Origin of the sequence: Acidithiobacillus ferriphilus, from assembly GCF_018854775.1 — a bacterium.
In the GTDB taxonomy this organism is placed as follows: Bacteria; Pseudomonadota; Gammaproteobacteria; order Acidithiobacillales; family Acidithiobacillaceae; genus Acidithiobacillus; species Acidithiobacillus ferriphilus.
Genome location: NZ_JAAZTY010000011.1, coordinates 13,276 through 37,834 on the forward strand (window position 1 = coordinate 13,276; position 24,559 = coordinate 37,834).

21 protein-coding genes, 1 tRNA gene and 3 pseudogenes are annotated in these 24,559 nt (G+C 57.7%); 15 read left to right on the top strand and 10 right to left on the bottom strand.

From position 1 onward, the window contains the following. The first annotated feature begins 63 nt into the window (after positions 1-63). The 10 genes from HF921_RS00800 to HF921_RS00845 are packed head-to-tail and all read left to right on the top strand — an operon-like array spanning position 64 to position 10,862. On the top strand, positions 64-1,692 hold the full coding sequence (locus tag HF921_RS00800; RefSeq protein WP_215891927.1) for a pilus assembly protein TadG-related protein: 1,629 nt from the start codon (positions 64-66) through the stop codon (positions 1,690-1,692). A gap of 16 nt (positions 1,693-1,708) precedes the next feature. Beyond that, positions 1,709-2,626, top strand: a complete 918-nt coding sequence (locus tag HF921_RS00805; protein WP_226834246.1) for a hypothetical protein — start codon at positions 1,709-1,711, stop codon at positions 2,624-2,626. Beyond that, positions 2,627-3,301, top strand: a complete 675-nt coding sequence (locus HF921_RS00810) for a hypothetical protein (RefSeq protein ID WP_215891926.1) — start codon at positions 2,627-2,629, stop codon at positions 3,299-3,301. Positions 3,302-3,312: 11 nt separating this feature from the next. Beyond that, the gene (locus HF921_RS00815; protein WP_196762932.1) at positions 3,313-3,480 is read left to right on the top strand and encodes a hypothetical protein; all 168 of its coding nucleotides are present in this window, start codon (positions 3,313-3,315) and stop codon (positions 3,478-3,480) included. A 9-nt stretch (positions 3,481-3,489) separates the two neighbouring features. Next, a complete protein-coding gene (cpaB, locus tag HF921_RS00820) occupies positions 3,490-4,551 on the top strand; it encodes a Flp pilus assembly protein CpaB (RefSeq protein ID WP_064219602.1) in 1,062 nt (353 codons plus the stop codon). A 16-nt stretch (positions 4,552-4,567) separates the two neighbouring features. Further along, on the top strand, positions 4,568-5,923 hold the full coding sequence (locus HF921_RS00825; RefSeq protein ID WP_215891925.1) for a type II and III secretion system protein family protein: 1,356 nt from the start codon (positions 4,568-4,570) through the stop codon (positions 5,921-5,923). An 11-nt stretch (positions 5,924-5,934) separates the two neighbouring features. Next, on the top strand, positions 5,935-7,650 hold the full coding sequence (locus HF921_RS00830) for an ATPase, T2SS/T4P/T4SS family (RefSeq protein ID WP_215891924.1): 1,716 nt from the start codon (positions 5,935-5,937) through the stop codon (positions 7,648-7,650). Between the two features lie 22 nt (positions 7,651-7,672). Beyond that, positions 7,673-8,536, top strand: a complete 864-nt coding sequence (locus tag HF921_RS00835; RefSeq protein WP_226834247.1) for a TadE/TadG family type IV pilus assembly protein — start codon at positions 7,673-7,675, stop codon at positions 8,534-8,536. 40 nt (positions 8,537-8,576) lie between these two features. Further along, positions 8,577-9,845, top strand: a complete 1,269-nt coding sequence (locus tag HF921_RS00840) for a pesticin C-terminus-like muramidase (RefSeq protein WP_215891922.1) — start codon at positions 8,577-8,579, stop codon at positions 9,843-9,845. A 36-nt stretch (positions 9,846-9,881) separates the two neighbouring features. Continuing rightward, complete coding sequence (locus tag HF921_RS00845) at positions 9,882-10,862, top strand: lysozyme inhibitor LprI family protein (protein ID WP_215891921.1); 981 nt, start codon at positions 9,882-9,884, stop codon at positions 10,860-10,862. 129 nt (positions 10,863-10,991) lie between these two features. Here the strand turns inward: HF921_RS00845 and HF921_RS00850 are convergent, their stop codons facing one another. Further along, positions 10,992-11,957, bottom strand: a complete 966-nt coding sequence (locus HF921_RS00850) for a uracil-DNA glycosylase (protein ID WP_215891920.1) — start codon at positions 11,955-11,957, stop codon at positions 10,992-10,994. 283 nt (positions 11,958-12,240) lie between these two features. After that, positions 12,241-13,770, bottom strand: a complete 1,530-nt coding sequence (locus HF921_RS13510) for a Fic family protein (RefSeq protein ID WP_215891919.1) — start codon at positions 13,768-13,770, stop codon at positions 12,241-12,243. Positions 13,771-13,985: 215 nt separating this feature from the next. Here HF921_RS13510 and HF921_RS13255 point away from each other — a divergent pair. From HF921_RS13255 to HF921_RS13605, 5 genes and pseudogenes are all read left to right on the top strand, one after another. Beyond that, positions 13,986-14,126: pseudogene (locus HF921_RS13255) on the top strand (IS3 family transposase); the annotation flags it as partial. Positions 14,127-14,318: 192 nt separating this feature from the next. Then, complete coding sequence (locus HF921_RS00865; protein WP_064220135.1) at positions 14,319-14,669, top strand: DUF4870 domain-containing protein; 351 nt, start codon at positions 14,319-14,321, stop codon at positions 14,667-14,669. A gap of 95 nt (positions 14,670-14,764) precedes the next feature. Beyond that, positions 14,765-15,601 (top strand): annotated as a pseudogene (locus HF921_RS13595) (ATP-binding cassette domain-containing protein); the annotation flags it as partial. Positions 15,602-15,634: 33 nt separating this feature from the next. Next, positions 15,635-16,111, top strand: a pseudogene (locus tag HF921_RS13600) (ATP-binding cassette domain-containing protein); the annotation flags it as partial. 285 nt (positions 16,112-16,396) lie between these two features. Beyond that, positions 16,397-16,630: an ABC transporter C-terminal domain-containing protein gene (locus tag HF921_RS13605; RefSeq protein ID WP_404813101.1), complete on the top strand. Its 234-nt coding sequence runs from the start codon at positions 16,397-16,399 to the stop codon at positions 16,628-16,630. Here the strand turns inward: HF921_RS13605 and HF921_RS00875 are convergent. The 8 genes from HF921_RS00875 to HF921_RS00910 form a co-directional block, all read right to left on the bottom strand. Further along, positions 16,627-16,950, bottom strand: a complete 324-nt coding sequence (locus HF921_RS00875) for a hypothetical protein (protein WP_196763004.1) — start codon at positions 16,948-16,950, stop codon at positions 16,627-16,629. The two genes, HF921_RS13605 and HF921_RS00875, sit on opposite strands and share 4 nt — an antisense overlap. Beyond that, the gene (locus tag HF921_RS00880; protein WP_215849740.1) at positions 16,943-17,254 is read right to left on the bottom strand and encodes a hypothetical protein; all 312 of its coding nucleotides are present in this window, start codon (positions 17,252-17,254) and stop codon (positions 16,943-16,945) included. The genes HF921_RS00875 and HF921_RS00880 overlap by 8 nt, the downstream gene beginning before the upstream one ends. Beyond that, the gene (locus HF921_RS00885; protein WP_215893114.1) at positions 17,251-19,005 is read right to left on the bottom strand and encodes a peptidoglycan D,D-transpeptidase FtsI family protein; all 1,755 of its coding nucleotides are present in this window, start codon (positions 19,003-19,005) and stop codon (positions 17,251-17,253) included. Before HF921_RS00885 ends, HF921_RS00880 begins: the two co-directional genes overlap by 4 nt. Positions 19,006-19,032: 27 nt before the next feature. Further along, entirely contained in the window at positions 19,033-21,105 is a 2,073-nt protein-coding gene (locus HF921_RS00890) for an O-antigen ligase family protein (RefSeq protein WP_215891918.1), read from the bottom strand. 324 nt (positions 21,106-21,429) lie between these two features. Next, a tRNA-Pro gene (locus HF921_RS00895) sits at positions 21,430-21,506 on the bottom strand. 11 nt (positions 21,507-21,517) lie between these two features. After that, complete coding sequence (locus tag HF921_RS00900; RefSeq protein WP_226834248.1) at positions 21,518-22,543, bottom strand: polyprenyl synthetase family protein; 1,026 nt, start codon at positions 22,541-22,543, stop codon at positions 21,518-21,520. A gap of 53 nt (positions 22,544-22,596) precedes the next feature. Beyond that, a complete protein-coding gene (locus tag HF921_RS00905; protein ID WP_064220284.1) occupies positions 22,597-23,559 on the bottom strand; it encodes a tetratricopeptide repeat protein in 963 nt (320 codons plus the stop codon). 53 nt (positions 23,560-23,612) lie between these two features. Further along, positions 23,613-24,559 (bottom strand): sigma 54-interacting transcriptional regulator (locus tag HF921_RS00910; protein ID WP_215893115.1); only part of this gene is annotated, 947 nt, incomplete at its 5' end.

Below are 24,559 nucleotides of genomic sequence, written 5' to 3' on the forward strand. Positions count from 1 at the left end.
CTGAAACAATTTTATAAAAGTAATTTCAGGTCATGCCAGCTCACACATTAAGGGGATGTAGTATTGCATAATATTGAACCACAACGCGGTTCTCCTACCGCAGAAAAGCATACAGAATCCGGACAAGCCGCCTTATTCGCCGCCGTCCTGATCCCTGTAGTATTACTCGCGGGCCTCTTCGTCTTTAACACCGGGCAACTCACCGCCACCAAACTCAAAGCTCAAAATGCCGCCGACGCCGCTGCCTTCTCTGCCATGCAAATGGAGGCGAGGGAACTCAACTTTATCTCCTACACCAACCGCGCAATGGTCGCCAATCAGGTTGCTATCGGGCAGACGATTAGTTTGGTTTCCTGGTCACATTATGTAAAAACTCTCGGACAGAATATCCAGCGCCTGGGTACTCTTGTGTCTTGGATACCTGCGGTCGGACAGGCTATCGCAACGATCGCCAACGCAATTGCCCAAACTACCAACGCATTAGATCAAGGCATCGATACTGCTTCCAAAGTAATTCTTCCTGCACTGGACATCGCCGATGCTGCGCTGAGTGGTTCGCAGGAGGCTTATCACATGGCCAACGGTGTTTTTGATCCTGGTGGTGGGAATACCAACCCCGGGGGCGCGATGACCGCCGTGGCCGAACAGATGGTCAAGCTAAACGATCATGAGGCCAAGCTAAATGGTATCGTTCTGGCTACGAATTTAGGTCAGTACTTTAGTAATCGCGGCGATCTCATCAAGCGGTGGGGAGGGGAGAAAGAAAGTGCGCAGGCACGAATGGCCTATATGATCAATGCCTCCCGAGATGGGTTTACGAGCAACCGTTCTGACCTCCCTACTCCTTTGCAGCTTCTGAGTGACATAGTGCCACCCGACTTATGGGTAATTAAATGGGATCTCCCACGCATAGGAGCCTCCCAAATTGCGCTCGACCCAGAAAATAGAAAATACGTTTGGTCAGGAATGGATACACTCTCTTTACATATGTGGCGGAGAAAGTTTGCGATTTTTGGGGAATGGGAGCCCCTACCCGAAGCGCCTCTTGGCTGGGGTGCCGCGCAGACAACGGGTGACGCACCATATCACTACTTTCAATCTGCGCACCGTTACCGTGAAATCGACGCATCTACGGAAGAGCAGTTCCCACCACATACCAGAACTCAATACATCCCTCCCTACGAGGGATCCTGGAACGCTAACCCAGATGCGTCCGGCTTGGCTAAATCTGAATACCCTGATGAGCAAGATTCGTACGGGAAAGGTATGGTAGGTAACGGAGCAGATGCAGATCGTTTTTCTGCCAATGGGATTACCCGATATCAGGATTTTGATCACGTAAGCCCATCGCTGAAAAAAGCTAACGGCGACCCTGCGGATATCATGCCATTTTACATGGTGGTCGTAGAACACCCACGAGGAACCATCAGGGATTCTGGCACCGCTTTAGGCATCCAACAAAGTGCAGCGCAGCAGGAGATGAATTTGGCGCTGCCGCAAACCGCACAAAGCGGGCAGGTGCGCGCAATTGCCAAGGCTCAGGTCTATTTTCGACGTCCAGCTTCGTTATGGCAACGCACTGATCACAACTACGAGCGTGGAAACCTCTTCAGCCCATTCTGGGAGGCACGTCTTGTGGATTTAACCTCAACAGATCGTTCGCGATATGCCGCCCTGCTGGGATTGCAGTAGTAAAGAGGACTTGCTCATGGAAAAGACATCTTTCAAGTTACGTAATGTGCTACTAACGGCTTCTGTGATTAACTGCCTTAGCTTCGCTGTCGCTACCAAAGCAGAAAAAGGTTGCATGGTATTTTACAAAAAACATGTAACCATATTGGGAAATCAGCCCGACGAACGCGGCCAATCCCTCACCGAATTCGTTGTGGTAGCGGCCTTTGCACTCATCCCACTCTTTTTTCTGGTGATCTATACCGACAAATGGAGCTTCACCCAATTACGCACGATTGAGGCTGCGCGTTATGTGGCGTGGGAACGCACCGTATGGCAGGACCAGCCACCACAGGGACGGGAATGGTTGGCCATCAAGAGCGACGCAGACCTGCGTAATGAGGCGGCCGTGCGGTTTTTTGGCCCGCACAATGCGGGCTTATCGAATACCAATACGGGGAGTGGGCAAAACGTGGATCCGATTCTGGCCCGACATGATGGACAGCTCCTGTTGCGCGACCTCGCCAATATCCAGGTGGCTACCCACGAAGAGCCCATATCCACGGGCGTATCCATGAGGTTTTTAGGAACGCTCATAAAACTGACCGACATCCCCCTGCGCATGACGGGACCGACGGTCGCCACTGTCGGGGTTCAACTGGAGGGGCTGCCGGGATACGCCTACCTGCCCGACAACCCGCTCGCTCGAGGACCACGATTTGCGGCGCAGGCAGCCGTGCTCACGGATGCCTGGACCGCGAATGGTCCCATCGAAGAAGTGCGCATCGTCAAAAAACTCCTGCCCACCGCTTACCTGGATAACGGTGCAACGAATACCGTCAAGTCCGTGGGCGGTTTTTTGTTCCCTGAGCTGAATCGCCTGGAGTTCGGGCATATCGACCCCGAGGTGCAGTATGGCGATCGCCTTCAACCTTACCCCAGTGGAAGCAAATAGATGAAGCTTCAAGCTAGCATGCTGTGCGTGGCGTTTTTCCTCACCGGCCCGGCTATTGCGGTCGCCACCGACAATGCGCCGCTCCTGCCCGCCCCCGAAAATGCCGTCATGGAGCCATTGTCCAGCCACCTCAAAATTAATGGCGTGGATATGAGGGCCGTGCAATTCCATGTGGGCGCGGAGGAGGAGCGGCTGCGTTCCTATTTCGTAGAAGCCTGCGCGAAACTGGGAGGCTCCTACACCGAAAATCAGCTCCGCAACGAGCATATTCAGGGCTGCATTACTCCGCCTTATTCTCTGACCAGTCAATGGCATATTGAAGGAGACTCGGCCTACGGCACACTCACCAGTCTGCGCATGAATCAGAAAACCAAACGCGACGCCCTGCCCGACGATCTGCCCTTACCCACCAATGCCCAGGTGCTTCAGGACGTGGAAAGCAGCGATGCTGGCATCCGTGGACGGGTACTACACGTGCGTGTCGATACACCAGCCGCCAACCTTCGCGCGTCACTGGACAGAGCATTGCTCGCACAACAATGGCAACCGGCACCGGCCATGCGTAACAACGGTTTCGTGATCTCCATGAATAAGGGCAATCGTCGGCTCGACATCGTTATTGGCGAGGATGGTACCAGTAAAAGCCGCTTAGTCATCGTCCTGGATCAACGGTAGGAAGCACGTCCATGGACGAAAAAGGCCAGTCCAGTATTGAGTACGCCATTGTTGCGGTCTTCTCGCTCGGGTTGCTGTTTATCGGCGACCCCAGTCCCATTGCCCAGATCATGGAGGCGCTGCGTAAATTTTCCAGCGATTTTTCTTGGGCTGCCTCCATCGCCACCCTGCCCTTCTGAGGAGTTCCCGTGTCGATTCCGATCAAACCCGAGTCCACACCACCGGTGCTGCAAAAGAAAAGCCGTGCGCTTACCGGCTGGATTTTGCTGGCCGTCGCCATTTTGGCTGGATTGGGCGCGGCCTTCCTCGCCGTGCAGTCCCTGGATGCCCAAGAGTCAGCCCTGAAGCAGCGACTGCTCCGCGAGTTGACCTCTAAAAAGGAAAGCACCATTCCGGTGGTAGTGCCCATCGAAAACCTGCCTGCCAAGACGGTGCTTACCCTGTCCATGGTCGCGCGGCGCAACATTCCTGCAGATAGTGCGCCGGGCGGCGTCGTCATGGATACCGATTTCAATAAAATTGAGTACAAACGGTTACTTTTCCCTGCCGAGCGCGGTAAACCGCTAACGCTCTCCATGTTCAGTTCCACGGAGAGCCCTGCGGACATTTTGGACAGCCACCATATCGCGCTGACGATTTCCGTGAACTCCGAAAACTCCATGGACAAAATGCTCCGCCCGGGGGACCGCGTCGACATGTTGTGGATTACCCAAGCGGATGTTCGCAGCAATGCCGCCGCAGGCTCCATCACCAACGTGCAAATGACGCCTGCAGCCCCGGAGGGTGCTTTAGTGCGCTTTTTGGGGCAAAACCTGAAAGTCATCGCGACCGGAAAGGATTTATCCCCCAACGGGGGCAACAGCAGCGCCGAAGGCTATAGCACAATCACCCTCGAAGTCACGCCACTGCAAGCGCAAAAGATTCTGGTCGCGCAAAAGAGCGGAGAAATCCGTCTGGATTTGCGCGGCAATGACAAAAATGGCGCATGGCCCAAACGCACCGTGTCACTGCACGACATTATCGGCTATCCGCATGCGGCGGCGGGTGTGGAATATATTGCCGGCGGATCTTCGGGCACCGGCGGCCCGAGCATCGCCTATGTGCAAACCGCGGGCACGTCGCAACCTTCAGCCAGCGCTACGGACAGTTCTGTCCCTGGCGGCAATGGCAACGCGCTGTCCGACCATGCGCCAGCCAGCCAAATGAAGTACTTGCCGTTCTCCTACGTCCCACCCTTGCCACAGCCCTGACAGGAAATCGTTCACGATGAAGATGATTAAAAAATCCCTGGCTGCGGCCATACTTACCTTGATGTTACCCGCCTTGGCCTGCGCCAAAGGCGACCTGGAATTAGATAACCAGTCGAGTATTTCCATGTATTCTGGCCAGGTAAAAATCATTCCGACGAATACCGTGAAACGGGTAGCCGTCGGCAATGGAAAAATCCTCAGCGTTACCCTCGTCGATGGCAAAGAATTACTCTTGCTGGCCGAGGGTGCGGGCGAGACGAACCTGCATCTTTGGTACAAAAATGGGGGAGAAAGCGCCGCACGGGTGGTCATTGCGCCCAAGGACGTCGGACGCGCTGCCGAAGAGATTTCCAGCCTTCTCGGCAAGAACCCCAATACCCAAGTACGCGTCGTTGGCGACAAAGTCATTATTGATGGCAAGAATCTTTCTGAAGAGGATTTGAGCAGGATAGAAAAACTCAAAGCGGTCTATCAAAACGTGATAAACCTCGCGGAGAAAGAACCATTGAGGATGGAAAAGGTAGTTCTCCTAGATGTCAAGATTCTCAAAATGAAAAAGGACTTTTTCCGTAGCCTCGGAGTGAACTGGAATCAATCCATGGCTGGCCCACAGGCGGGTATTGTCGGCGACTTCAGCTCCAACCCGTATTTCCGCATGGGCGTACCGACAACCAACGGCACGGGGGGCCCCTTGGCCAACTTCTCTTTCCCCAGCTCAGGGCTACAGGATTTGCCCCTGAAGGTTGCCCCCTTCGCAACCAACTTTGGCATCATCGCTTCTGTTGCCTCGCGCATTAACTTCGCCTTGCAAAACGGGGACGCCTACGAGATCGCCAACCCCAAGCTCAGTGCCAAGAGCGGCAGTAAAGAACCTGCTGAATTTCTGGCGGGCGGGCAAATTCCGATTCCATTAGCCATTGGTTTCGGCCAGACCTCAGTGATCTTCAAGGATTTTGGTATTCGCCTTAAATTCTCTCCGGTAGCAGACGACCGGAATAATGTCAGCCTGAAAATATTCACGGAAATAAGTAATATTGATCCCTCTCTCACCGTTGGAGGTGTGCCTGGATTCTTTACCAGCCGTACCCAGGAAGAAATCAACCTGAAAGATGGGGAAACGCTGATTATGTCCGGATTGGTGGATCATAACCTTTCACAAAACAGCAATAAAATACCCGGACTGGAGAACATTCCAATTCTTGGATACCTTTTCAAATCAGACGACTTTAGGAATAACGAATCAGATTTGGTGTTCCTGGTCACTCCCAAGGTGATTACTGCCAACTCGTTAGAAAATATCGACGCGGAATCTCATGCCCGTTATCTCGAAAACATGTACAAAAGAAATTCCGAAAAAGGCATTATCCGTTAGGAGAAAATCCCATGTTTATGGTCCGCGCGTCACATCCCAAAACGGGAACCCAGGAGATTACGCCCAGCGATGGTGTCTGCCTGCTGGGTAAAGCAGAGCACGTCCATCTGCGCATGGAAGGCTGGAATGTTGGTAAGGAACATGCGCGGATATATGCCGAGCAGGGTGGGGTTTATATTGAGGGACTGGGCGGCTTTGGCGCGGTGCTGGTCAACGGCGAACGCATGCGCGCCTATGGGCCGGTGGAGGCCCACGACGAGATTGTCGTCGCCGGATATCGTCTGCAAATTTTGCCGCGTTTCGATAGCGAGGATCGGCACACTCCAATCTTCACGGAGGATGACCGCAGCATCCCCATGTCGCCGACTACACCCATCAAAGCGGTAGTAGAAACTGCGCCAGAGTTGGTTCGTCCCTTCTACGACGCCCGCTGGCTCGCGCTGGTGCGGGTGGTCCATGAGACGGTGCGCAGTCAGATGGATCTACGCCGTGTCGATCTTGGTGTACTGTCTCCCGAAGAGCTCCGCCGCATGGTGGGCGAACTGGTGCGAGAAGTGGTCTGGCGGATGAACCCACCCCCGGAGCTCGACCGGCAACGCCTCGTCAAAGAGGTGCTGGACGAAGCGGTGGGCCTCGGCCCTCTGGAGGACTTCCTAGCCGATGCCACAATCACCGAAATCATGGTCAACCGTTTTGATGAAGTTTTTATCGAGCGGCAGGGTAAGTTGCTGGCGGCTCCGGCATTGTTCAGCAGTGAGCTGGCGGTACGGCACATCATCGACCGCATAGTCGCCCCCATCGGTCGCCGTATTGATGAAAGCTCGCCGCTGGTGGACGCGCGCCTGGCCGACGGCTCCCGCGTCAATGCCGTCATCCCGCCCCTGTCCCTGAAAGGCGCCTGTATCACCATCCGCAAGTTCTCCAAAAAGCGTCTGCAAATGGAGGACCTCATGGCCTACGGATCCATTGAGGCGCGCATGGCTCATTTTACCCAAGTCTGCGTGCAGCAGCGCAAGAACATCATCATTTCCGGTGGCACCGGTTCGGGCAAGACCACCCTGCTCAACGTGCTCTCCAACTATATACCCGATCACGAGCGCATTGTGACCATTGAAGACGCGGCAGAACTGCGCCTCTATCAGCCCAATTTAGTCACACTGGAGGCGCGCCCCGCCAACATGGAGGGCAAAGGCCAGATTCCCATCCGCGAACTGGTGCGCAACGCCCTGCGCATGCGTCCCGACCGCATCGTGGTAGGCGAGTGTCGCGGCGGCGAAGCCCTGGACATGCTGCAGGCTATGAACACCGGCCATGACGGCTCGCTTACCACCGCCCACGCCAACACGGCCCGTGACATGCTCTCCCGGCTGGAAGTCATGGTGCTGATGGCGGGCATGGATTTACCACTCACTGCCATCCGCGAGCAAATCGCCTCCGCCGTGGACATCATTGTTCAGATCACCCGTTTTTCCTGCGGCTCGCGCAAGGTGACGAGCATTTGTGAGGTGACCGGCACCGAGAGCGGCACCATCCAGTTGCAGGAATTGTTTACTTACAAGCAGCGGGGTTATGACGCCGAGAGCAGGGTGCGCGGCATCTTCCGTGCCACAGGTGCGGTGCCGGAGTTCTACGAGGTCATGCGCGAACGCGGCTTGCCCGTGGATTTGTCCATCTTCCAGGCCGAGGAGCCCTTGCGTGGGCAGGATGATATGCATCATGGAGCGTAAAGTCCGCACTGGGACAAAGCAGATGGCACGCAGGCCGCGGTGCGGCTTACCGGACGCGGCAGCCCGCCAGGAGGCGGGTGCCAGCGCGGTGGAATTCGCCATTGCCGCACCCGCCTTGCTGCTCGCCCTGCTCGGCACCTTTCAGGCTGCGTTACTCTATCAGGCCCATGCCCAACTGGAAGTCGCCACCCAGGAGGCGGTGCGGGCGGGGACTTTACACGGAGCCCGTGTCGAGGCCATGCGCGATGCCCTGGCCCGCGGGCTGACACCGCTCTATACCCACGGCCAGAATTTATCTGCTCTCGCCCATGGTTATGCCACGGCCAAGGTGGCGGCAGGTCAGGCCATTATCCGGGTACTCAGTCCTACCCGCGAGGCCTTCGATGATTTTGCCGAGCAGACTCGCGATGCGTCAGGCGCCTGGGTCAGGGCGATACCGGTGGACCATCTCGGCTATCGCCGTACCAGCGTGGGGAGTGGCGGCCATCTGTCCGTGCAGGACGCGACCCTCCTGAAGGTACAGATCACCGCCGTCCAGCCGCTCATTGTGCCCTTTATTGATCAGATTGGTCGGGGCATCTACCAGATGGATAAGGGACTGGGGAATGTAGGCCTACCCAGTCTTTTTGGCGTCCGCCTGAGTCCGGTAACAGGAGCTGATGGCAAAACCCGCTGGGGGATTCCCATGCAGGCCGAGGCGGTGATGCGGATGCAAAGTCCGGTGCTGGCGGAGGGGTTGCCGAGCAAGGCGACGGTAGAGCAAGGGCAGGACAAAAATGGCAACTTCCCAGAATCCACGGAGGACGTCGATTCGCTTAAACCCTTAGCGGCTCCTGACATTGGCGACTACACGCCGCCCCCAGATCCGGAATTTTGTGTGCATTAAATTAAAACGCGGTCCATAGGCTATTCAGGAGACCAGAAAGATGCGGCACCACCCCCAATTATTCGCCACAATGCCGTTAGGCGTCCTGGTGATGACTATATGTGCCACGCTCCCCGGCGATGCTGAGGCTATTGATTGTAGTAGGGTATCAAGCTTTAACGAGCAAACCATTTGTGGAGACAAAAAACTTCTCCTCCTGGATCGCGATCTTACGGTTGTTTACAATAAATTCATGAAGGTGTTCTCCGACACAGGGCACTACACCCACCTCGTCACCGAAACTAGGGCAACACAGAAGAAGTGGCTTCAAAGGAGGAATGCCTGCGGTGCGGACGCCGCTTGTGTCAAAGCGGCCTACGAGGAACGCCTCGAGGTTCTGCAGAGGAAGATCTGTTATCCGCGCGATGATAGCCCCATTTATCAAACACCTTCCCAGCCAGGACCTACAACAGCGATCACACAACCTGTAGTTGACCATCATGGCCAGAAACCACAAAAACCGACCGCAATTTGTTCTATCATCGATCGGGTGGACTATGATTTTATAAAAAAGAACGAGGGTGCGATGCTTGATTTCTACGTGCCAGGAGCTTTCAGCACCAACGTCAAAACAGGTAAGAACTTGGGGCCAAAATTCAAAATAAATAAAAATGGTAATCCGATACAAAAGGCCATAGCTTCCAGTGGGGTCACCGTCGGTCAGGGCGTGGACCTTGGACAACAAACCGTAGACAGCCTAAAATATTATATGAACATCGAAGCGCACAAATATGGCAATCCATCAAATATAGACATTGAATCTTTAATGACGCGCATCAATCCTTTTATCGGATTGAGAAAAGATGAATCTGTCTCTGCGCTCAATAAATATTACAAAGATAATGGTCAATACCCGCACCTTAGCTCATTAGAATCGGGGTTTATTTCTTCTGCGGTCAAACATGGCTACGCCGAAGACGCAGCAGCTCTTTTCAACAAAAACTCCAAACCGAAGATGAATTTCTGGTCATTACCGGCCGCCGTGCAGACCACACTCACCGATATGAAGTACCACGCTTATATCCAGAGCGTGGCCAGGTATTATTATCGGGGAGAATGGCAAAAAGCGGCAGAAGAATTCAGACGGCTCTCAAAGACGGCGAAGTGGGCGAAGTTTGAAGACCGCTTCTTGCGGCGCGCAAAGACGTTGACCGCTGCGATTAAAAACAACGCCCTACCGAAACAGGGGAACCCCTGCACACCCAAGCCCCCTGCCGCCATCAATCGCTCGGCGTGGTGGGAAAACCCACGGCGTCCGCGCTGGGCCTGAGTTTTTCGCGTTCACTTCAAATCAGGAGATCACAAAATGCGGCGACAAATATTTCTCGGTATCGGCTTCTGTGCAGTCCTGGGCGTCAGCCTTAGCGCCGACGCTGCGGATGCCCTCCTCAACTGCCCGGCGATCGCCACAAAGATCCCCGACGCCTTTGCCCCTACCTGCAGTCACCCACAGACTCCTCTGCAAAAGGCCATTTGCCACTATAAGCCAAAGCATTGGACCGACAACCTCCTGTTGTTGGACAGTTCGTTAATGCATGCCTATAAGCAAGCGCTCCGCGCGGCCGGAGTGGGCACCCCCGAATGCACCCACCTGCTGGCAAGCCAAAAAGTCTTCGAAAAGGAACTCGGAGCCTGCGGCAGTGATGGAGACTGCGTCCTCGAAACCATGCGCAAACGTAGTTTTGCACTACGCGACATCAGCGAACACCAGCAGGCCCCCCTGGAAGCGGCCGCTTTGCAGCATTTTGCGGGCAGTGCGATCTTCCAAAGCCCCGGCCAAAAGTCGGCACCGCTCCTGCAGCGCATTCAGCGGGGCATGGATATTTATCCCCTCCCCCACATGGAACTACCTAACGGCAACACCCTCGTCTGGGGCTTCCAGCCGCACAACGCTACCGTCCAGTCCCTGGTCGTGGTCAACCATCAGGGTGCCGTACAGTTGCTGGGCGCGGTGGATGGCATTTATCTCGGCCTACCCAGGGACAAGACCCGGCCGGAGCTGGATGCCAACGCCCGCATCACCCTCTTCGTGCGCAATCCCCAGGCCCTTGCCCAAAACCTGCCCGCTCTCCGTGCCTGGGCGGCGGCGAGCATCCTTGGCTTCAATGTGGACTGCGGCGGTGCCGACGCCGCCCGCTGCAAGGCAGCCGAGGCCATTCCCGTGCCCATCCTGGCCTACCGCCTCGGTTGCCCGCAAGAGGCCTCGGGCAAGGCCTTGGTCAACCGCTGTCCTCTGCCCTTGCCTGCCGTGTCCGGCAACGTCTCTCCGGGATTGTTCTGGCAGTGAGCAAAACCGTCTTCAATGTGCCATTGACAGGCAGGCTTTCTCATTCTGGCCGGATGCGTTTGGATCTACGCCATCCGCCTGGTAATACACATCATCAGCCTCGCGGATCTTGTAAAATCAATGACACCGTTAGTTCTGCAACTCCGCAAACACCCTCAACGCCCGCTTCAGATCCTCCCAGACTTTGCGCTTATCAATCGGGTTACGCAGCAGATAGGCGGGGTGATAGGTGACAATCAGGGGAATGCCTTGGTAGTGCTGGGTCGTACCGCGCAATTGGCTGAGCGGCGTATCCACCTGAAGCAAGCCCTGCGCCGCAAAGCGCCCCAGCGCGACAATCACGCGGGTTTGCAAGAGGTCGATCTGGCGCTGCAGGTAAGGCATGCACGCCTGCACCTCCGGACCCAGCGGATCACGGTTGTTGGGAGGGCGGCATTTGAGGATATTGGCAATATAGACGTCTTTCTCGCGGCTCAGGCCCATGGCGCGGAGCATGTTGTCGAGGAGTTGACCGGCGCGACCCACAAAGGCTTCGCCGCGGCGGTCTTCTTCCGCACCCGGCGCCTCACCGACAAACAGCCAGGACCCGCGCGGGTTACCCGCACCGAATACGGCATGTTTGCGGGTTTCGCCGAGGGGGCAGGCCTGACAGGTGCTGACCATGCTGTTGAGGTCACGCCAGTCCAGAGTGGCGATGCGTGTTATCCGTTGCGGGTCCGCAGAAGAGGGGCTTGCCTGCGTGGCAAGCACTGGGGCTTGAAGGGCTTCGGCCTTGGACAGTGGAGACGTGCTGCGTACCGGAGTCGGAGCCACCGCTGTGGATAAGGTAGCAGTCGCTGGCACCGCGTTGCGCAATACGGAGACCCCTTCTTCTACAGGACGGGGGAGTGACTCCGGCGGCATCACGGGCGTTTCTGCAGGGCGCATCAAGGCAGAGACAGACGTCGTTTGCGCGGATACAGACCGATTCGGCACGGCGCTTACGGCTTTTGCCGACGGTTTCACCGGCGCCATCTCCGGCGGCGCTTCGCCGGGCACGGGTAGACGCAGGAGTTGCAGGAATTGACGTTGTTCGTCAGTGAATGTATCTGGCATGGGTCTATGCTAAAGGTCCGGCCCATCGGTGGCAATCATTCTGCCACTGGGAAAGGACTCATCGCACTACGCGCCCGGGTCAGAAACAGTCCGTCTTCTGATAAGCCGCCCGCTTTTTCATACAAAGACACACAACCCACCACAGGATGCCGGACGATCACCACCTACTCCGTCAATGGATAAACAACGCTCAATGACGTACTCGCCATTGCTGGCACAACACCGGAATAAAGCCAATCTGGTGAACCAAAAATGATGATGCGCGCTCAGAAATAAATGGGGCTTATGGTTGCACAAACACGGCCTGGATAATGGCTTCCACCTCGTTGGTCAGGGCCTTGTCGGCCAATATCGGGAACTCCCTGAGCAGCTTGTTGGACACCTTGCCGCCGTTATCACGCACGGACCGTAGGATGCGGTCGATATCCCCATCCGGACCTTCGATCACCATCTTGATGCGTTCGCGGGCCATGCGCAGGTTGCGCAGATAGTTTGCTTCCTTGCGCATTTCCTGTTCGATGGTTGTTTGCACCACTTCTGCAAGGTACTCGACATGGTCGGTCATATCGGGATAGCGCCAGGCCGGCAACGCATCCTGGTAGGCATCGAACTGCAGGTTGTAGTGCACACCGTCCTCGGCGACCTGCTCTGCGCCGAAGCGCCAGGCTTCTGCATACTTGCGCATCAGCGGTCGCGAGAAGAGTTCCAGTACCTGGTCATAGCCGCGCCGGTTGACGATTGAACTGATGATTGTGGCCGACACCGGCAAAACGAAGGGTGCCGGGATCGCCTGGTCCCGGCGCAGCACATCATTGATCAGGAAACGTGAGATACGGCCATTACCATCGGACATCGGGTGTATGTACACAAAACCGAAGGACAGCACGGCGGCCCGCACCAGTGCCGAGACGCCCGCCGTGCGGGATGCGAACTCACGCAAGCCCGACAGCAGTGCTGGCGCGTCATTCCAGTGAGGCGCGATGTAATGGACCACCTCGGTAAAGCCGTCGACCTCGCCGACGAATACCGGCGAGCGGCGCACGCCATAACGTGTCGCCCGCGGTCCGAGGATCTGTGCTTGCAGTGCGCCGAGTGCGCCTTCCGACAGCGGCTCTTCGTACTGCCCACAGCGCTGCTCCATCACGGCGGCGAAACGCCGCACACGATCGACATGTTGCTCTTCGTGCTCGATCGCAAAGCTCGCCCGGCTCTCCTTGATCGTCAGCCAGATCGCACTGCGTTGCAGCACGTCGGCACCGAACTCGACCCCCAAGTCGGCCAGGTGCTGAGCGCAATCGTACTGCTCAGCCTGCCGCACCCGGGCGGTGCGCAACACCAGTGGGCAATAGTCACGAGTGCCCGGCAGGTTATCGCGCACCCGCCAGCGTGGGTTATTAACTGGCTGGCTGGCTGTCAGGTAGGTCTTTTCGTCCAGCGCGGTGACGTAGTTGCCGGTTGCGACGCCGGGAAACGCCAGTTGCCGCCCGGTCAGGTATTCATAAAGGAAACCGGCGCGGCGCGCATACTGGCCTGTCGGTTCGGCCGCAATCCACGCTTCCAGGTCGGCTGCCGGAGCCACTTCGAACAGCCTGGCCAGGAACTCCAGATGGATGCCTTCGTGCTTAAGCGCGAAGGCCAAATGGCCTGCCAAGGTGTTGGCAGGCCTGGCTACCGGGGTATAGAATTCACGGACGTAGCCGCCCTCCCGCACGGTGGCTCTGGATCCGGCAATGGCGCTTTGGGCGCGAAATGGTTGCACCGCCGAGACGTTATAGCGCTCAGCCAGCCAGCGGTATCCGATCCAGTCTGTCACTTAAATATCCTGATTTCCGCCAAGATTCGATTAACCTTGCGATATTATAATTATATATTGCATATTCGTCAATAATTCTATTAAAGGCCTGTCGCCACAGCCTGATTCCAAATCTGAACATCCCCACGGGGCTGGGGGACGTTCAGCGGAATCCGCAACTCCACCCCAAGAAACGCCCAGAGCCGCCTCATATCGGCCACCGCTGGCGCCGCCAACGCTTCGAGACTCGGGCACAGGCTGAATCGACTATTCGGGAACACATCGAGATTTTTTACAACCGCCAACGTCGGCATTCACGGATTGGTTATCTGGCTCCCGCTGTGTTCGCACAGTCCTTCACACGGTTGGCCGCTTGAAACGGGACTGTCCACTATTGTCAGGCTACCCCAAATTGAGGCAATTCGATTATTCCAGCACCGTCGGGCTGTTTGATCAAAAGGCTATTCTTTAACAAAAAATTCAGTATGATAGTGGGCACAGGCCACTCAGAGTGAGGCATCACCCGGTCGACCCGATACGAAATCCATCACCCTACAGGGAGCGTAACCATGGAAACCAGCAATCTCGTCGAAGTAGCCAGCAAGGACGATCGTAACATCGCCGCACTCACTCATGCGGGCGGCATCTTGTTCGGGTTCATCCCGGCGCTCATCGTCTACCTCCTCAAAAAAGACAGTGGCTCCGCCTGGCTGGTGCAGCAGAGCAAAGAAGCACTGAATTTCCAGATCACCGTGCTGATTGCTTATGTGGTGGCCAGCATCCTGAGTACCCTGTTGATCGGCATCTTGATTTTCCCACTGATTTTCATAGTGAATTTGATATTCTGTGTATTGGCGGCCATCAAAGCCAGTAATGGCGAGGTCTATCGCTACCCACTCACCCTGCGTTTGCTGAGTTGATGCGCAGAACCTGAGAACACGCTTCCGCTTGCGCCACTGCAGCGCGCCCCGTACCCTACGCCTTTATTTTGCATAACAAGGATGGGGTCGGCTGAATGTCTATTCTGCGGCTGGAGGCAGGGCAAGTGGAATGGGGTGGCCGGGCGCTGCTGGACCATGCCGAGTTGAATCTGGAGGCGGGCGAGCGGGTCGGTCTTATCGGCCGCAACGGCGAGGGCAAGTCTACCTTATTGCAAGTGCTGGCGGGCCTCTGTCCCTTGGATGCGGGGACGCTGTGGGTGGCACCCGGTGTGCGCCGCGCCTACCTGGCGCAGGAGCCGGAGCTGGCCGGAGAGCACGACCTGCTCACCGCCATCAAATCCGGGCATCCGGCCTGGCGGCACTTGCAGAATGCCGATGCGGACGACGCCCACGCCCATGCCCTCGCCGACCATCACGATGCCTGGCAGATCGACTATAAGGCAGAGGCCCTGCGCGACAGCCTGGGGCTGCCCACTGAAGGTATGGTCAGCGCCCTTTCCGGCGGCCAGCGCAAGCGGGTGGCCATTGCCGCCACCCTCGTCGCCGAGCCGGACCTGCTCTTTCTCGACGAACCCACCAACCATCTCGACCTGCCCGCGATCCTGGCACTGGAGCAATCCCTGCTACGCCATCGCGGCACGCTGGTCTTCGTCACCCACGACCGGCGTTTTCTCGACCGCCTGGCGACCCGCATCATCGAACTGGATCGCGGGATACTGCGCAGTTTTCCCGGTACCTTTGCGGCTTATCAAAGCCGCAAAGCCGAAGTCCTCGCCGCTGAGGCGGCCGCCGATAGCCGTCTGGAAGGGCAATTGGCGGAAGAGGAGGCCTGGCTGCGCCAGGGCGTCAAGGCCCGTGCCAAGCGCAACCAGGGCCGCCTGCGCCGTCTGGAGGGGCTGCGTGAGGAGCGCGCCAGCCGTCGCCAACAGCAGGGGCAGGCCACCCTGCAAATCAGCACCGCGGACCGTTCCGGCGCACTCATTGCCGAGCTGGATCACGTTTCTTTTGCCTATGAAGGGCGTCCGGTCATCCGCGATTTTTCCACGCGCATTGAACGCGGCGACCGGGTGGGCATCATCGGCCCCAATGGGGCGGGCAAGACGACACTGCTGCGCCTGATCCTCGGCGAGCTGGAGCCACAAGAGGGGACGATCCGCCGCGGCACCAAACAGGAGGTCGCCTACTTCGACCAGATGCGGTCCACTCTCAACCCCGAGAGCCGCGTGTTGGACGCCATCGCCGATGGCAATGATTTTATAGAAATCAATGGTGAACGCCGTCATGTGCTGAGCTATCTGCAGGATTTCCTCTTCCCACCCAGCCGCGCGCGGGGGCTGATCAAGGCGCTCTCCGGCGGCGAGCGGGCACGACTGCTGCTCGCCCGACTGTTTGCCCGCCCGGCTAACATCCTGGTGCTGGACGAGCCCACCAATGATCTGGACCTGGAGACACTGGAAGTTCTGGAAGAGCGTTTACAGAGTTACGCCGGCACCCTCTTTCTGGTCTCCCATGACCGGGACTTTCTCGATAACGTGGTCACCCAGGTAATCGCCTTCGGGGAGGACGGGCAGATCAGCCAGAATGCGGGCGGCTATGAAGACTGGCTCCGTTGGCAGGCGGAGTCCCGGCGTTTAGCAAAACCGGCAGAAAGTGGCGGTGGCAAGGCTTCTGGCAAACGCGATGGCGGCAAGGGCAAGAAATCCGCCATGAGCTACAAGGAAATTCAGGAACTCGTCACCCTGCCCATGCAGATCGAAGTGCTGGAGAAAGAAGAGGGTGAAATCGCCGCCACGTTGGCCCTGCCCGAAACCTACCAGAATCCGGAGCGGCTGCGCGAGGTCCAGGCCCGCGCCGATGTCATCAGTGCGTCTTTAACAAAAGCCTATGGGCGCTGGGAGGCGCTGGAAGGAAAGGCGGCGGCCCAGGCTGCGGAGTCCTAGGAAGAAGACTTCGATGTGCCCCGCTCCTTGTCGTACAGCAAAAAATGCAGCAGCACACCGTCAATAATGGCCGGAACCAGGGTGGCGATCAGGCCCACGGCCATGCTCATCCAGGGCCCGGGCGGCACCTGCGGGTCAGGGATAAAACCCTGCCATTGCCAGGCTATCGCGGTCAGGTCATAAGCGATAATCAGCCCCGGAATCAGCAGCAGACCATCCACGGCCAGCAGCACCAGCACCGCCAGTAGCACGAGCAGCACCATACCCGCGCCTTTGATCAGTCCGCGCAACCACTGCAACCAGTCGCGCGGCTCAGCCACGGTACACCCACAACAGAATATCTTTGCGCGGCAAGGTCACCGAGGCACCGCTTTTGAAGTCCAGGACAGCACTGGGCCAGAAGGCCGTGTCCGCCGAGCGCGGACTTACCCGATAAGCACCCGGCCAATCGGGAGCCGCCGCTGCCTGATGCCCACCGACAATGATGGCGCGCGCGCCCGCTGCGTCCACATAAATATGCGCCACCGGGATGCGGGCAAAAGTTGCCGCCGCCAGCACCCCCAGCAGGATCACCGCGATACCTGTCGTCAGCACCCCCGCGACCCATTTGTCCAGTCTGCTCATTTGCCGCCTCCCTCCGCCCAGATTTCTGCCTGGGTGGTCGTAATATGATTATGCTTAGAGGCACAAGCCTTACCTCCGCACCAGCGTGGCGCAATATTCAACTCTTCGAGGGCATGGCGCATGGTTACCCGGAACACCGGTGCTGACTCGACCCCACCGAAATTCCAGTACCGGCTACTCCCGCGCAGAGTCACCGCCATCACCAGCTTCGGCGCAAAGCCCGGTGCAAAGCCGACAAAAGTGGCATTGGTCTTGTTCTTCAAAAAGCCGTCCTTGCCATTGGCCATATTCGCGGTTCCCGTTTTGCCGGCCACCGCGTAGCCGGGAATGGCGGCGAGGACACCGGTGCCATTGGCCGCACAAACGCCCTCCAGCCAGTGCCGCAGGTGAGCGGCGATGCCCGCGGACATGATCCGCACGCGCGGCCCCGACTGTCCGGCAATCAACGTCGGGGTGACATGATAGCCTCCGTTGGCGATGGCCGCATATCCATCCGCCAATTGCAGGGTCGTCACGGACACTCCGTAGCCCAGCGCAATTGTGGCGTGGCGCGCCTTATCCCAGGTCTGGGGCTGGGGAAGCACGCCACCCGTGGCACCCGCAAAGCCGAGATTCGCCTCCTGACCGTAACCTGCCGCCAGATACATGTCATAAATAGCCTGTGCGGGCGTCCGCAAAGCAATTTTAGCCGCTCCAATGTCGCTGGAGTACTTGAGAATATGCGCCACGTTCAATTCATGATGTACCACATCGTCGCGGATACAGAAACCACCCACCGGCAGGCAATGGGAGACATTGAAGCTCTGGTCCGGCTGGATGCTGCCCGTTGCAAGTGCCGCAGCCACCATAAACGGCTTCATGACCGAACCGGGCTCAAAGGCCTGATGCACGGCATTATTCACATAATCAGAAGGGTCGCCGCAACCGGCACGCGCGTTGGGATTACAGGAGGGCACGCTCGCCATGGCGAGAATCTGCCCGGTTTGCGCATTCATTACCACCGCCGAGCCCTCTGTGGCGCCGAAGTGCTGTTGCGCTGCCAACAACGTCATGTAGGCCCAATACTGAATCTGTGGGTTGATAGTCAAATGCAAGTCGCGGCCGGGCGCTGGCGTCTGCCGGGCGCCCACAACATGAAGCACTTCGCCCTGCCCGTCCACCAGCACCTTTTCACGGCCCGCTTTACCCGATAACCAGTGGTTGTAACCCATCTCCAGCCCGGCGGCGCCCTGATGATCCAGATGCACAAGGCCCAGCAGCGGTGTGGTTACCGCACCCAGAGGATAATAGGTGCGGCTGGTTTTTTGCACATAGATACCGGGCACATGCAACGCGTCCAGAGACTTACCCAACTGCGGCTGCACCTGACGCAGGATATAGGCGAAGCCTGACCCACCCGACCGCACCCGCGCCGCCAGAGTCTCCGGACTGAGGTCCAGAGCCTGCGCCACCTTGTCCCAATCCTTGCGGTGGGCATCAAAGAGGCGCGGATCGGCCCAGATGGTCACCGCTGGCACATTTGCCGCCAGCGCATCGCCGTTGCTGCCATAGATCGCGCCCCGGTCGGCGGGCAACGGCCGCGTCTGCAAATAACGCATGCGCCCTTGGGCACGCAAATCATGGGCTCGCCACCACTGCAATTCTGCATCGCGTGTCAGCACCATCACCAGCCCCAGCAGGATGACGATAAGGAGCAGCGTCGCCCGCCAGCGCGGCAAAATGCGTTGCAGGCTTAGTCGTTCCGGTGGCATGCGCAGTTCCTCAGCATTGTTCTTGGGTCATCGGCCTTCAGTGTGGCGCAGCGCCCCATGCGCGGACTGACGATGGATCGCTTGCAGCCAGGAAACAGCTGGGGTATAGCCCTGGTTGTCTCGCAACAACTGCAATAAGGTAAGCTCCGCTGCATGCTTTTCGCCTGCCCGCCATTGGGTCAGGGCGATGTCCATCTGCAGATTACTGCGCGAGTAGGGGAAAAGTGGTCGCTGCAAACCCGCGCCTAAAAAGGCCACCCCCTCTTTGAGATGCCCCTGATCCACATAGGCCAACTGAGCGATTTTATTGCGCAGGCCGACACTTTCGGGATTGATGGCCAGCCCCTTACGCCAAGCCAGCAAAGCCTGCCGATCCCTGTGCGTTTTATCGAGATCTAACAAGGCGCCCTGCATCAGATAGAGCGTTCCGATGGAATTCCATACCCCCGACTGCTGTGGAATCCCCACCAGACTCTGTCGGTATTGACTGAGCGCTGCCTTTATCAGAGTACGGCGGTGTGCGTCATCATCAGGCTGCGTCTCATGGTCCGCGAGCGTCAGATAAGTGTTGGCCAAATACACATGGGGTTGTGTCGCCAATGGACGCGCCATGGTCAGCACATCCGCCGCCTTGAGCAAAAATAGGGCCCGTTGGTTCGGATTCGTGATCACCCGATTGAGCCAGCCATTGGCGCTCAGCAGGGCAAAAGTCGCACCGTCAGCGATCAGATTCCAGGAAGCGACCACTACCGCCAACACCAGGAGCGCCTGTGTAATGAATCCATGGTTAATGCCGATCCGTGGCAACAAGGGCGCAGTCTCGCCCTGGACACCGTAGATACGCCATGCACGCGCCAGAAAGAGGCCAGCCAGCAGGCTCAGAGGCAGATTGTAGAAAATAAAATTCCCCAGGGCATGACCGGTCATGGCAAAAACCCCCATTACCAAACCCAATGCCTGCAGACGGCGTTCATCGCTGATCTGCAAAGCTCTGCCTGCCCGATAAAGTAGACGGTAAAGCGCATACATCAGCGCTCCGGCAAAGCCGAGGAGAAAGCCCAGATTGATGAGTCCTCCCTCGGCCAGGTATTCCAGAAAGTCGTTATGATCATAGGTGCCCGCCGACGCTAGTTCGCCGGGCAAGCGATAGGCCGGGTAGTTAAGGAAATAGCTACCGATACCAGTTCCCAACCAGGGGTGGCTCAGGAACATATGCCAGGTGGCCACCCACATCAGCCCGCGCGATATTGTATTGATATTGCTTGATATATAGCCTGGAGCAAGGTGCCCGATCAGATCAAAGCCATGGGCATAATCCATCAGCAGTAGTGCAACGAAGGCGAGTCCGAAAATCAACACGAAGCGCGAGCGCGCCGCAGGCTGTCGCCACAAACCCCAGATGGCAAAGGGCATGGTACAAACCCATGCCAGAAGGCCACCGCGGCTATTGGTAGAGAAGAAGGCGAGGAGCAGCAGCGTCAGCGTCAGCAGATAAAACAAAGCTACCGGATCGACACCACCACTCAAAAAGCGGGTACGGCGGCGGCCATCCTGCACAAAATAGATGGCAAGGGTCGGGAAAAACAGCAGGTTCAGCCAGGCGGCAAAACTGTTGGTATCCAGTAGCGGGCCATACGGCCGCAAATTGACCAGAGCAACTCCTTGCCCCATCCATTGGTAATACTGCCAGAGGGCCATACCGCTTAGTATCCAGGCACTGGCCAGTACACCCCGCCATAGCCACAGCCAGAACTGTTCCGCAACAGATTCTGGAATCATCACACTGATGAGGAATACCAGCGGCAAGGAACCCAGCACCCAAAAATAGAACCAACTGCTATAGGGCGATCCGCTCCAAAACAGGGTCAGCCCAAACCACACTAGCCAGAGCGACATAAAAACCGGTAGGAAGCCGCGGGGCCAGGGCAGTCCCTTCCGCAAACGTGGCCACCAAATCGTGGCCCCCCAGATCATCAGAACGATACTGGCCATTGCCAGTAGCGGAATCAACTGCCCGTTGTAATACCAGGAAAGTCCATAAACGATGAGAGCAAAGGCGGCATAGAGCCCGGCCCGAAAAGAGGGTGCGGCAGGATTCACTGATCGTCTCCGACATGTTGTGGACAACGGTAATCACCATCACCCCGGCAGACCGCCGCATGAATGGAAAGATGTCGGCTGCAGCGCGTGCAGCGCACCAAACGATCCACAGCAGAAACTTTCGGACGCCGGCATTTCTGGCGCCAACCATAAAACAGGATCACAGCAAACGCTGCGAGAATAAGCCACTTCAGCATCGGCAAGCACACCCGCGTGATGCCAAGGCGCCCCTATTTTCTATACAGGCGCATCGACCAGGAAAGCCAAAAAGACCATCACCAACGACTACGAAAAAGGCCCGACAATGCGGGCCTTTCCTCAAATTGGTCGGGGCGAGAGGATTCGAACCTCCGACATCCGCCTCCCGAAGGCGGCGCTCTACCAGGCTGAGCCACGCCCCGATAACATACCTTTAAAAATCACGCCGCACAGCAAATGCCGCCAAAAAAGCCAGGGCTTCTTTCTCCACACTGTCTGGGAACCCGGACAAGCAAGCAATAGCCTGGTCCGCCTTTTCCTCCGCGACGCGCAAAGTGTAATCAATTGACCCTGTTCTGGCAATGATTTCCCAGACAGGTTCAAAGATGGCCGACACATCACCGCCAAGTGCCTCACGCAGAATGGCCTGCTCTGCCGCCGTGGCATACTGCATGGCATGGATGTAGGGTAGGGTCGCCTTGCCATCAGCAAGATCATCGCCCCGATTCTTACCCATTTTCTCGGCACTGGCGGAATAATCCAGGGCGTCATCCATCAACTGGAAAGCGATACCGAGCAGGGAGCCGTATTGCGCCAGTGCCTTTTCCGCGGCAGCATCCAGGTTGTTTACCAAGGCCCCGATACGCGCTGCCGCCTCAAAAAGCTTGGCGGTCTTGGCTTCGATGACCGAGAAGTACGCCCCATGACTCAGATCAGGGTCGTTGACGTTCTCCAGTTGCGCGACTTCACCCTGGGAAATGACGCTGGTAGCCTCCGCCATGGTGGCGAGGATACGCATATCGCCGTCCTGTACCATCATTTCGAAAGACCGGGCGTATAGAAAATCCCCGACAAGCACTGCGGCGGCGTTACCCCAGAGTTGATTGGCCGTCGCATTACTGCGCCGTAGCTCGGAACCATCGACTACGTCATCATGCAGCAACGTGGCCGTATGGATGAACTCCACGATCGCGGCCAGTGGGATCGGACGCGGACCGCAGTCGCCGCCCATACGCGCGGCCAATAGCAGAACTATGGGCCGCAGCCTTTTGCCGCCGGCATTGATCAGGTAAGTACCCATGGCCGGAATAGTCGGCACCCCGGAACGCAATTGCTCTTGGATGACGCTGTTCACCGCCGCCATATCGGACCGCACGAGGCGGTTGACTTCCTCCAAATCCATGCCCTGCTGCCCCCTGTCTGCCTGCATCAGCACCTGCTCCACACCGGAAGGTGCCAAGCTTGCGACCGCAGGCGATTGTCGTTAGCACGGCATAAACTTGTCAAGCGCAGTTATTGGCGGTCTGTGGCAGCGTCGGACAATCCGACAGGAATCTCCAGATGGCGTGATTGGGCCAAGCGCCGCAAAATCTCCGGGTCACCGTTCCACTGCGCCAGCACGCTCCACAAAGGGTGTGGCCCCAGATCGACACCGGCCCGCAGCATGCGCTCGCGCAAAGTTTTACCATCGTTTCTCACCGCGAGAAACAGCAGGATCAACGCGTTGAGATAATCCTCGATACGACTTTGCTGGTGAGTAATACGCAAAAGTTCGGCATAAAGAGGCAGGCGTTGCGGCTCATACGCAATGGCCCGCTGCAATACCGCCATACCGTAGGCAGGATCAGCGTTGCGAGACACCAGCGCCAGCGCCATCTCTGCAGTCATGGCCGTTTCTGAGGTCTGCGTCTGCGCTTGAGGTATCGGCACCGCCATTCCCACCTTCTCGGCCAGCACCAGCAGTTCGAGATTGCCGGGATCCTGCGCCAACCCGGTATCCACGCGTTCTTTCCACCACGCCTCATTCATGGGCGCCGCGCCCGGCTTCTCTCCCAGGGCTTCAAGCAGATCGGCATAACTATCGATGTCGGCCATCGCCAGGTAGGCATCCAGAAGTCTGTTGATCGCCTTGGTCTCATGAGGGTTAAGGTCTACGTACCAGCGCAAAACCGTGGCCGCCTGAGCATAGTGCCCATATTCCATATAAATAGCGGCTTCATTGAGAAGGTCGTTAATGCTGAGCGCTTGCTGCTCGGCACCGCCAGCAGTGGTTACGGATGGGGCAACAGCATCTACGCTGGATATTTCAGGTCGAATCTGCGGCACGTCTGTGGCGGGTGCCGAATGCGCTGCCGTGGAGACCGGCGCGTTGCTTTTACTCTGCAAACGTCGGCGCCGCGCCCGCAAGCGGATGAAAACCTCCACCAGCAGCAGCAGGACAACAATGATTTCCAACAGTAACATTACGTCTTGCATAGACACCTCAAGCTCGACCAAGCATACCCTTTATACCAGCATACGCGGGGATTTTAGTCGAAAGCCTGGGATTCGCCAGGGCCACTGCCAAACGCATCTTCCATGCCCAGCTCTTTAAGCTTGCGGGTAAGCGTATTACGCCCCCACCCAAGCTTGTGCGCGGCGTCCTGCTTATGGCCACGGGTATGTTGCAAGGCCGCTTCCAGCAGACAGCGCTCGAACTGCGGCTGAATCTTGTCCAGCAAGGCCTCTTCGCCACCGGCGAGGCACTGCCGCACCACGGCCCCCAGCAGCAGGCGCCAATCCTGGGCGTTCGAATCCAGCGGCGCGGCGGACGGTGGCGATGCGGCCATTTCCGGCGGCAAATCCGTCACCTGGACCTCGCTGGTGGGTGCCATCACGGTAATCCAGCGACAGACGTTTTCCAATTGGCGAACATTGCCTGGCCAACGCCAATTCATGAAGGCAGCCTCCGCCGCCGGACTCAATACCTTACGCTCGACATCCAACTGCTCCGCGCTGCGACGGAGAAAGTGGCGGGCCAGGCGCGGGATGTCTTCACGCCGCTCCCGCATGGGTGGGAGGTGGATATGGATGACATTGAGACGGTGGTAGAGATCTTCCCGAAAACTACCGTCGCGCACCTTGGCTTCGAGATTCTGGTGGGTCGCGGCGAGAACGCGGACGTCCGCACGTTGGGACGCATGGCCACCGACCCGGTAGAAGGTGCCGTCGGAGAGTACTCGCAGCAGACGCGTTTGCAGGGCTGCGGGCATATCGCCAATTTCATCGAGAAAGAGGGTGCCTCCGGAGGCCTGTTCAAAGCGACCCTGCCGGGTCTGCACCGCCCCGGTAAAAGCGCCCTTTTCATGGCCGAAAAGTTCCGATTCCAGCAACTCGGCGGGAATGGCCGCCGTGTTGATGGCGATGAACGGCCCGCGCGCGCGGGGACTGTGCCGGTGCAGAGCACTGGCCACCAGTTCCTTGCCTGCCCCCGACT

Coding starts and splice junctions, on each gene's coding strand:
- HF921_RS00845 (WP_215891921.1), top strand. CDS start 9,882: ATGCGGCGACAAATATTTCTCGGTATCGGCTTCTGTGCAGTCCTGGGC.
- HF921_RS00865 (WP_064220135.1), top strand. CDS start 14,319: ATGGAAACCAGCAATCTCGTCGAAGTAGCCAGCAAGGACGATCGTAAC.
- HF921_RS00905 (WP_064220284.1), bottom strand. CDS start 23,559: ATGCAAGACGTAATGTTACTGTTGGAAATCATTGTTGTCCTGCTGCTG.
- HF921_RS00835 (WP_226834247.1), top strand. CDS start 7,673: ATGGCACGCAGGCCGCGGTGCGGCTTACCGGACGCGGCAGCCCGCCAG.
- HF921_RS00830 (WP_215891924.1), top strand. CDS start 5,935: ATGTTTATGGTCCGCGCGTCACATCCCAAAACGGGAACCCAGGAGATT.
- HF921_RS00840 (WP_215891922.1), top strand. CDS start 8,577: ATGCGGCACCACCCCCAATTATTCGCCACAATGCCGTTAGGCGTCCTG.
- HF921_RS00880 (WP_215849740.1), bottom strand. CDS start 17,254: ATGAGCAGACTGGACAAATGGGTCGCGGGGGTGCTGACGACAGGTATC.
- HF921_RS13605 (WP_404813101.1), top strand. CDS start 16,397: ATGAGCTACAAGGAAATTCAGGAACTCGTCACCCTGCCCATGCAGATC.
- HF921_RS00815 (WP_196762932.1), top strand. CDS start 3,313: ATGGACGAAAAAGGCCAGTCCAGTATTGAGTACGCCATTGTTGCGGTC.
- HF921_RS00850 (WP_215891920.1), bottom strand. CDS start 11,957: ATGCCAGATACATTCACTGACGAACAACGTCAATTCCTGCAACTCCTG.
- HF921_RS00805 (WP_226834246.1), top strand. CDS start 1,709: ATGGAAAAGACATCTTTCAAGTTACGTAATGTGCTACTAACGGCTTCT.
- HF921_RS00810 (WP_215891926.1), top strand. CDS start 2,627: ATGAAGCTTCAAGCTAGCATGCTGTGCGTGGCGTTTTTCCTCACCGGC.
- HF921_RS00885 (WP_215893114.1), bottom strand. CDS start 19,005: ATGCCACCGGAACGACTAAGCCTGCAACGCATTTTGCCGCGCTGGCGG.
- HF921_RS00825 (WP_215891925.1), top strand. CDS start 4,568: ATGAAGATGATTAAAAAATCCCTGGCTGCGGCCATACTTACCTTGATG.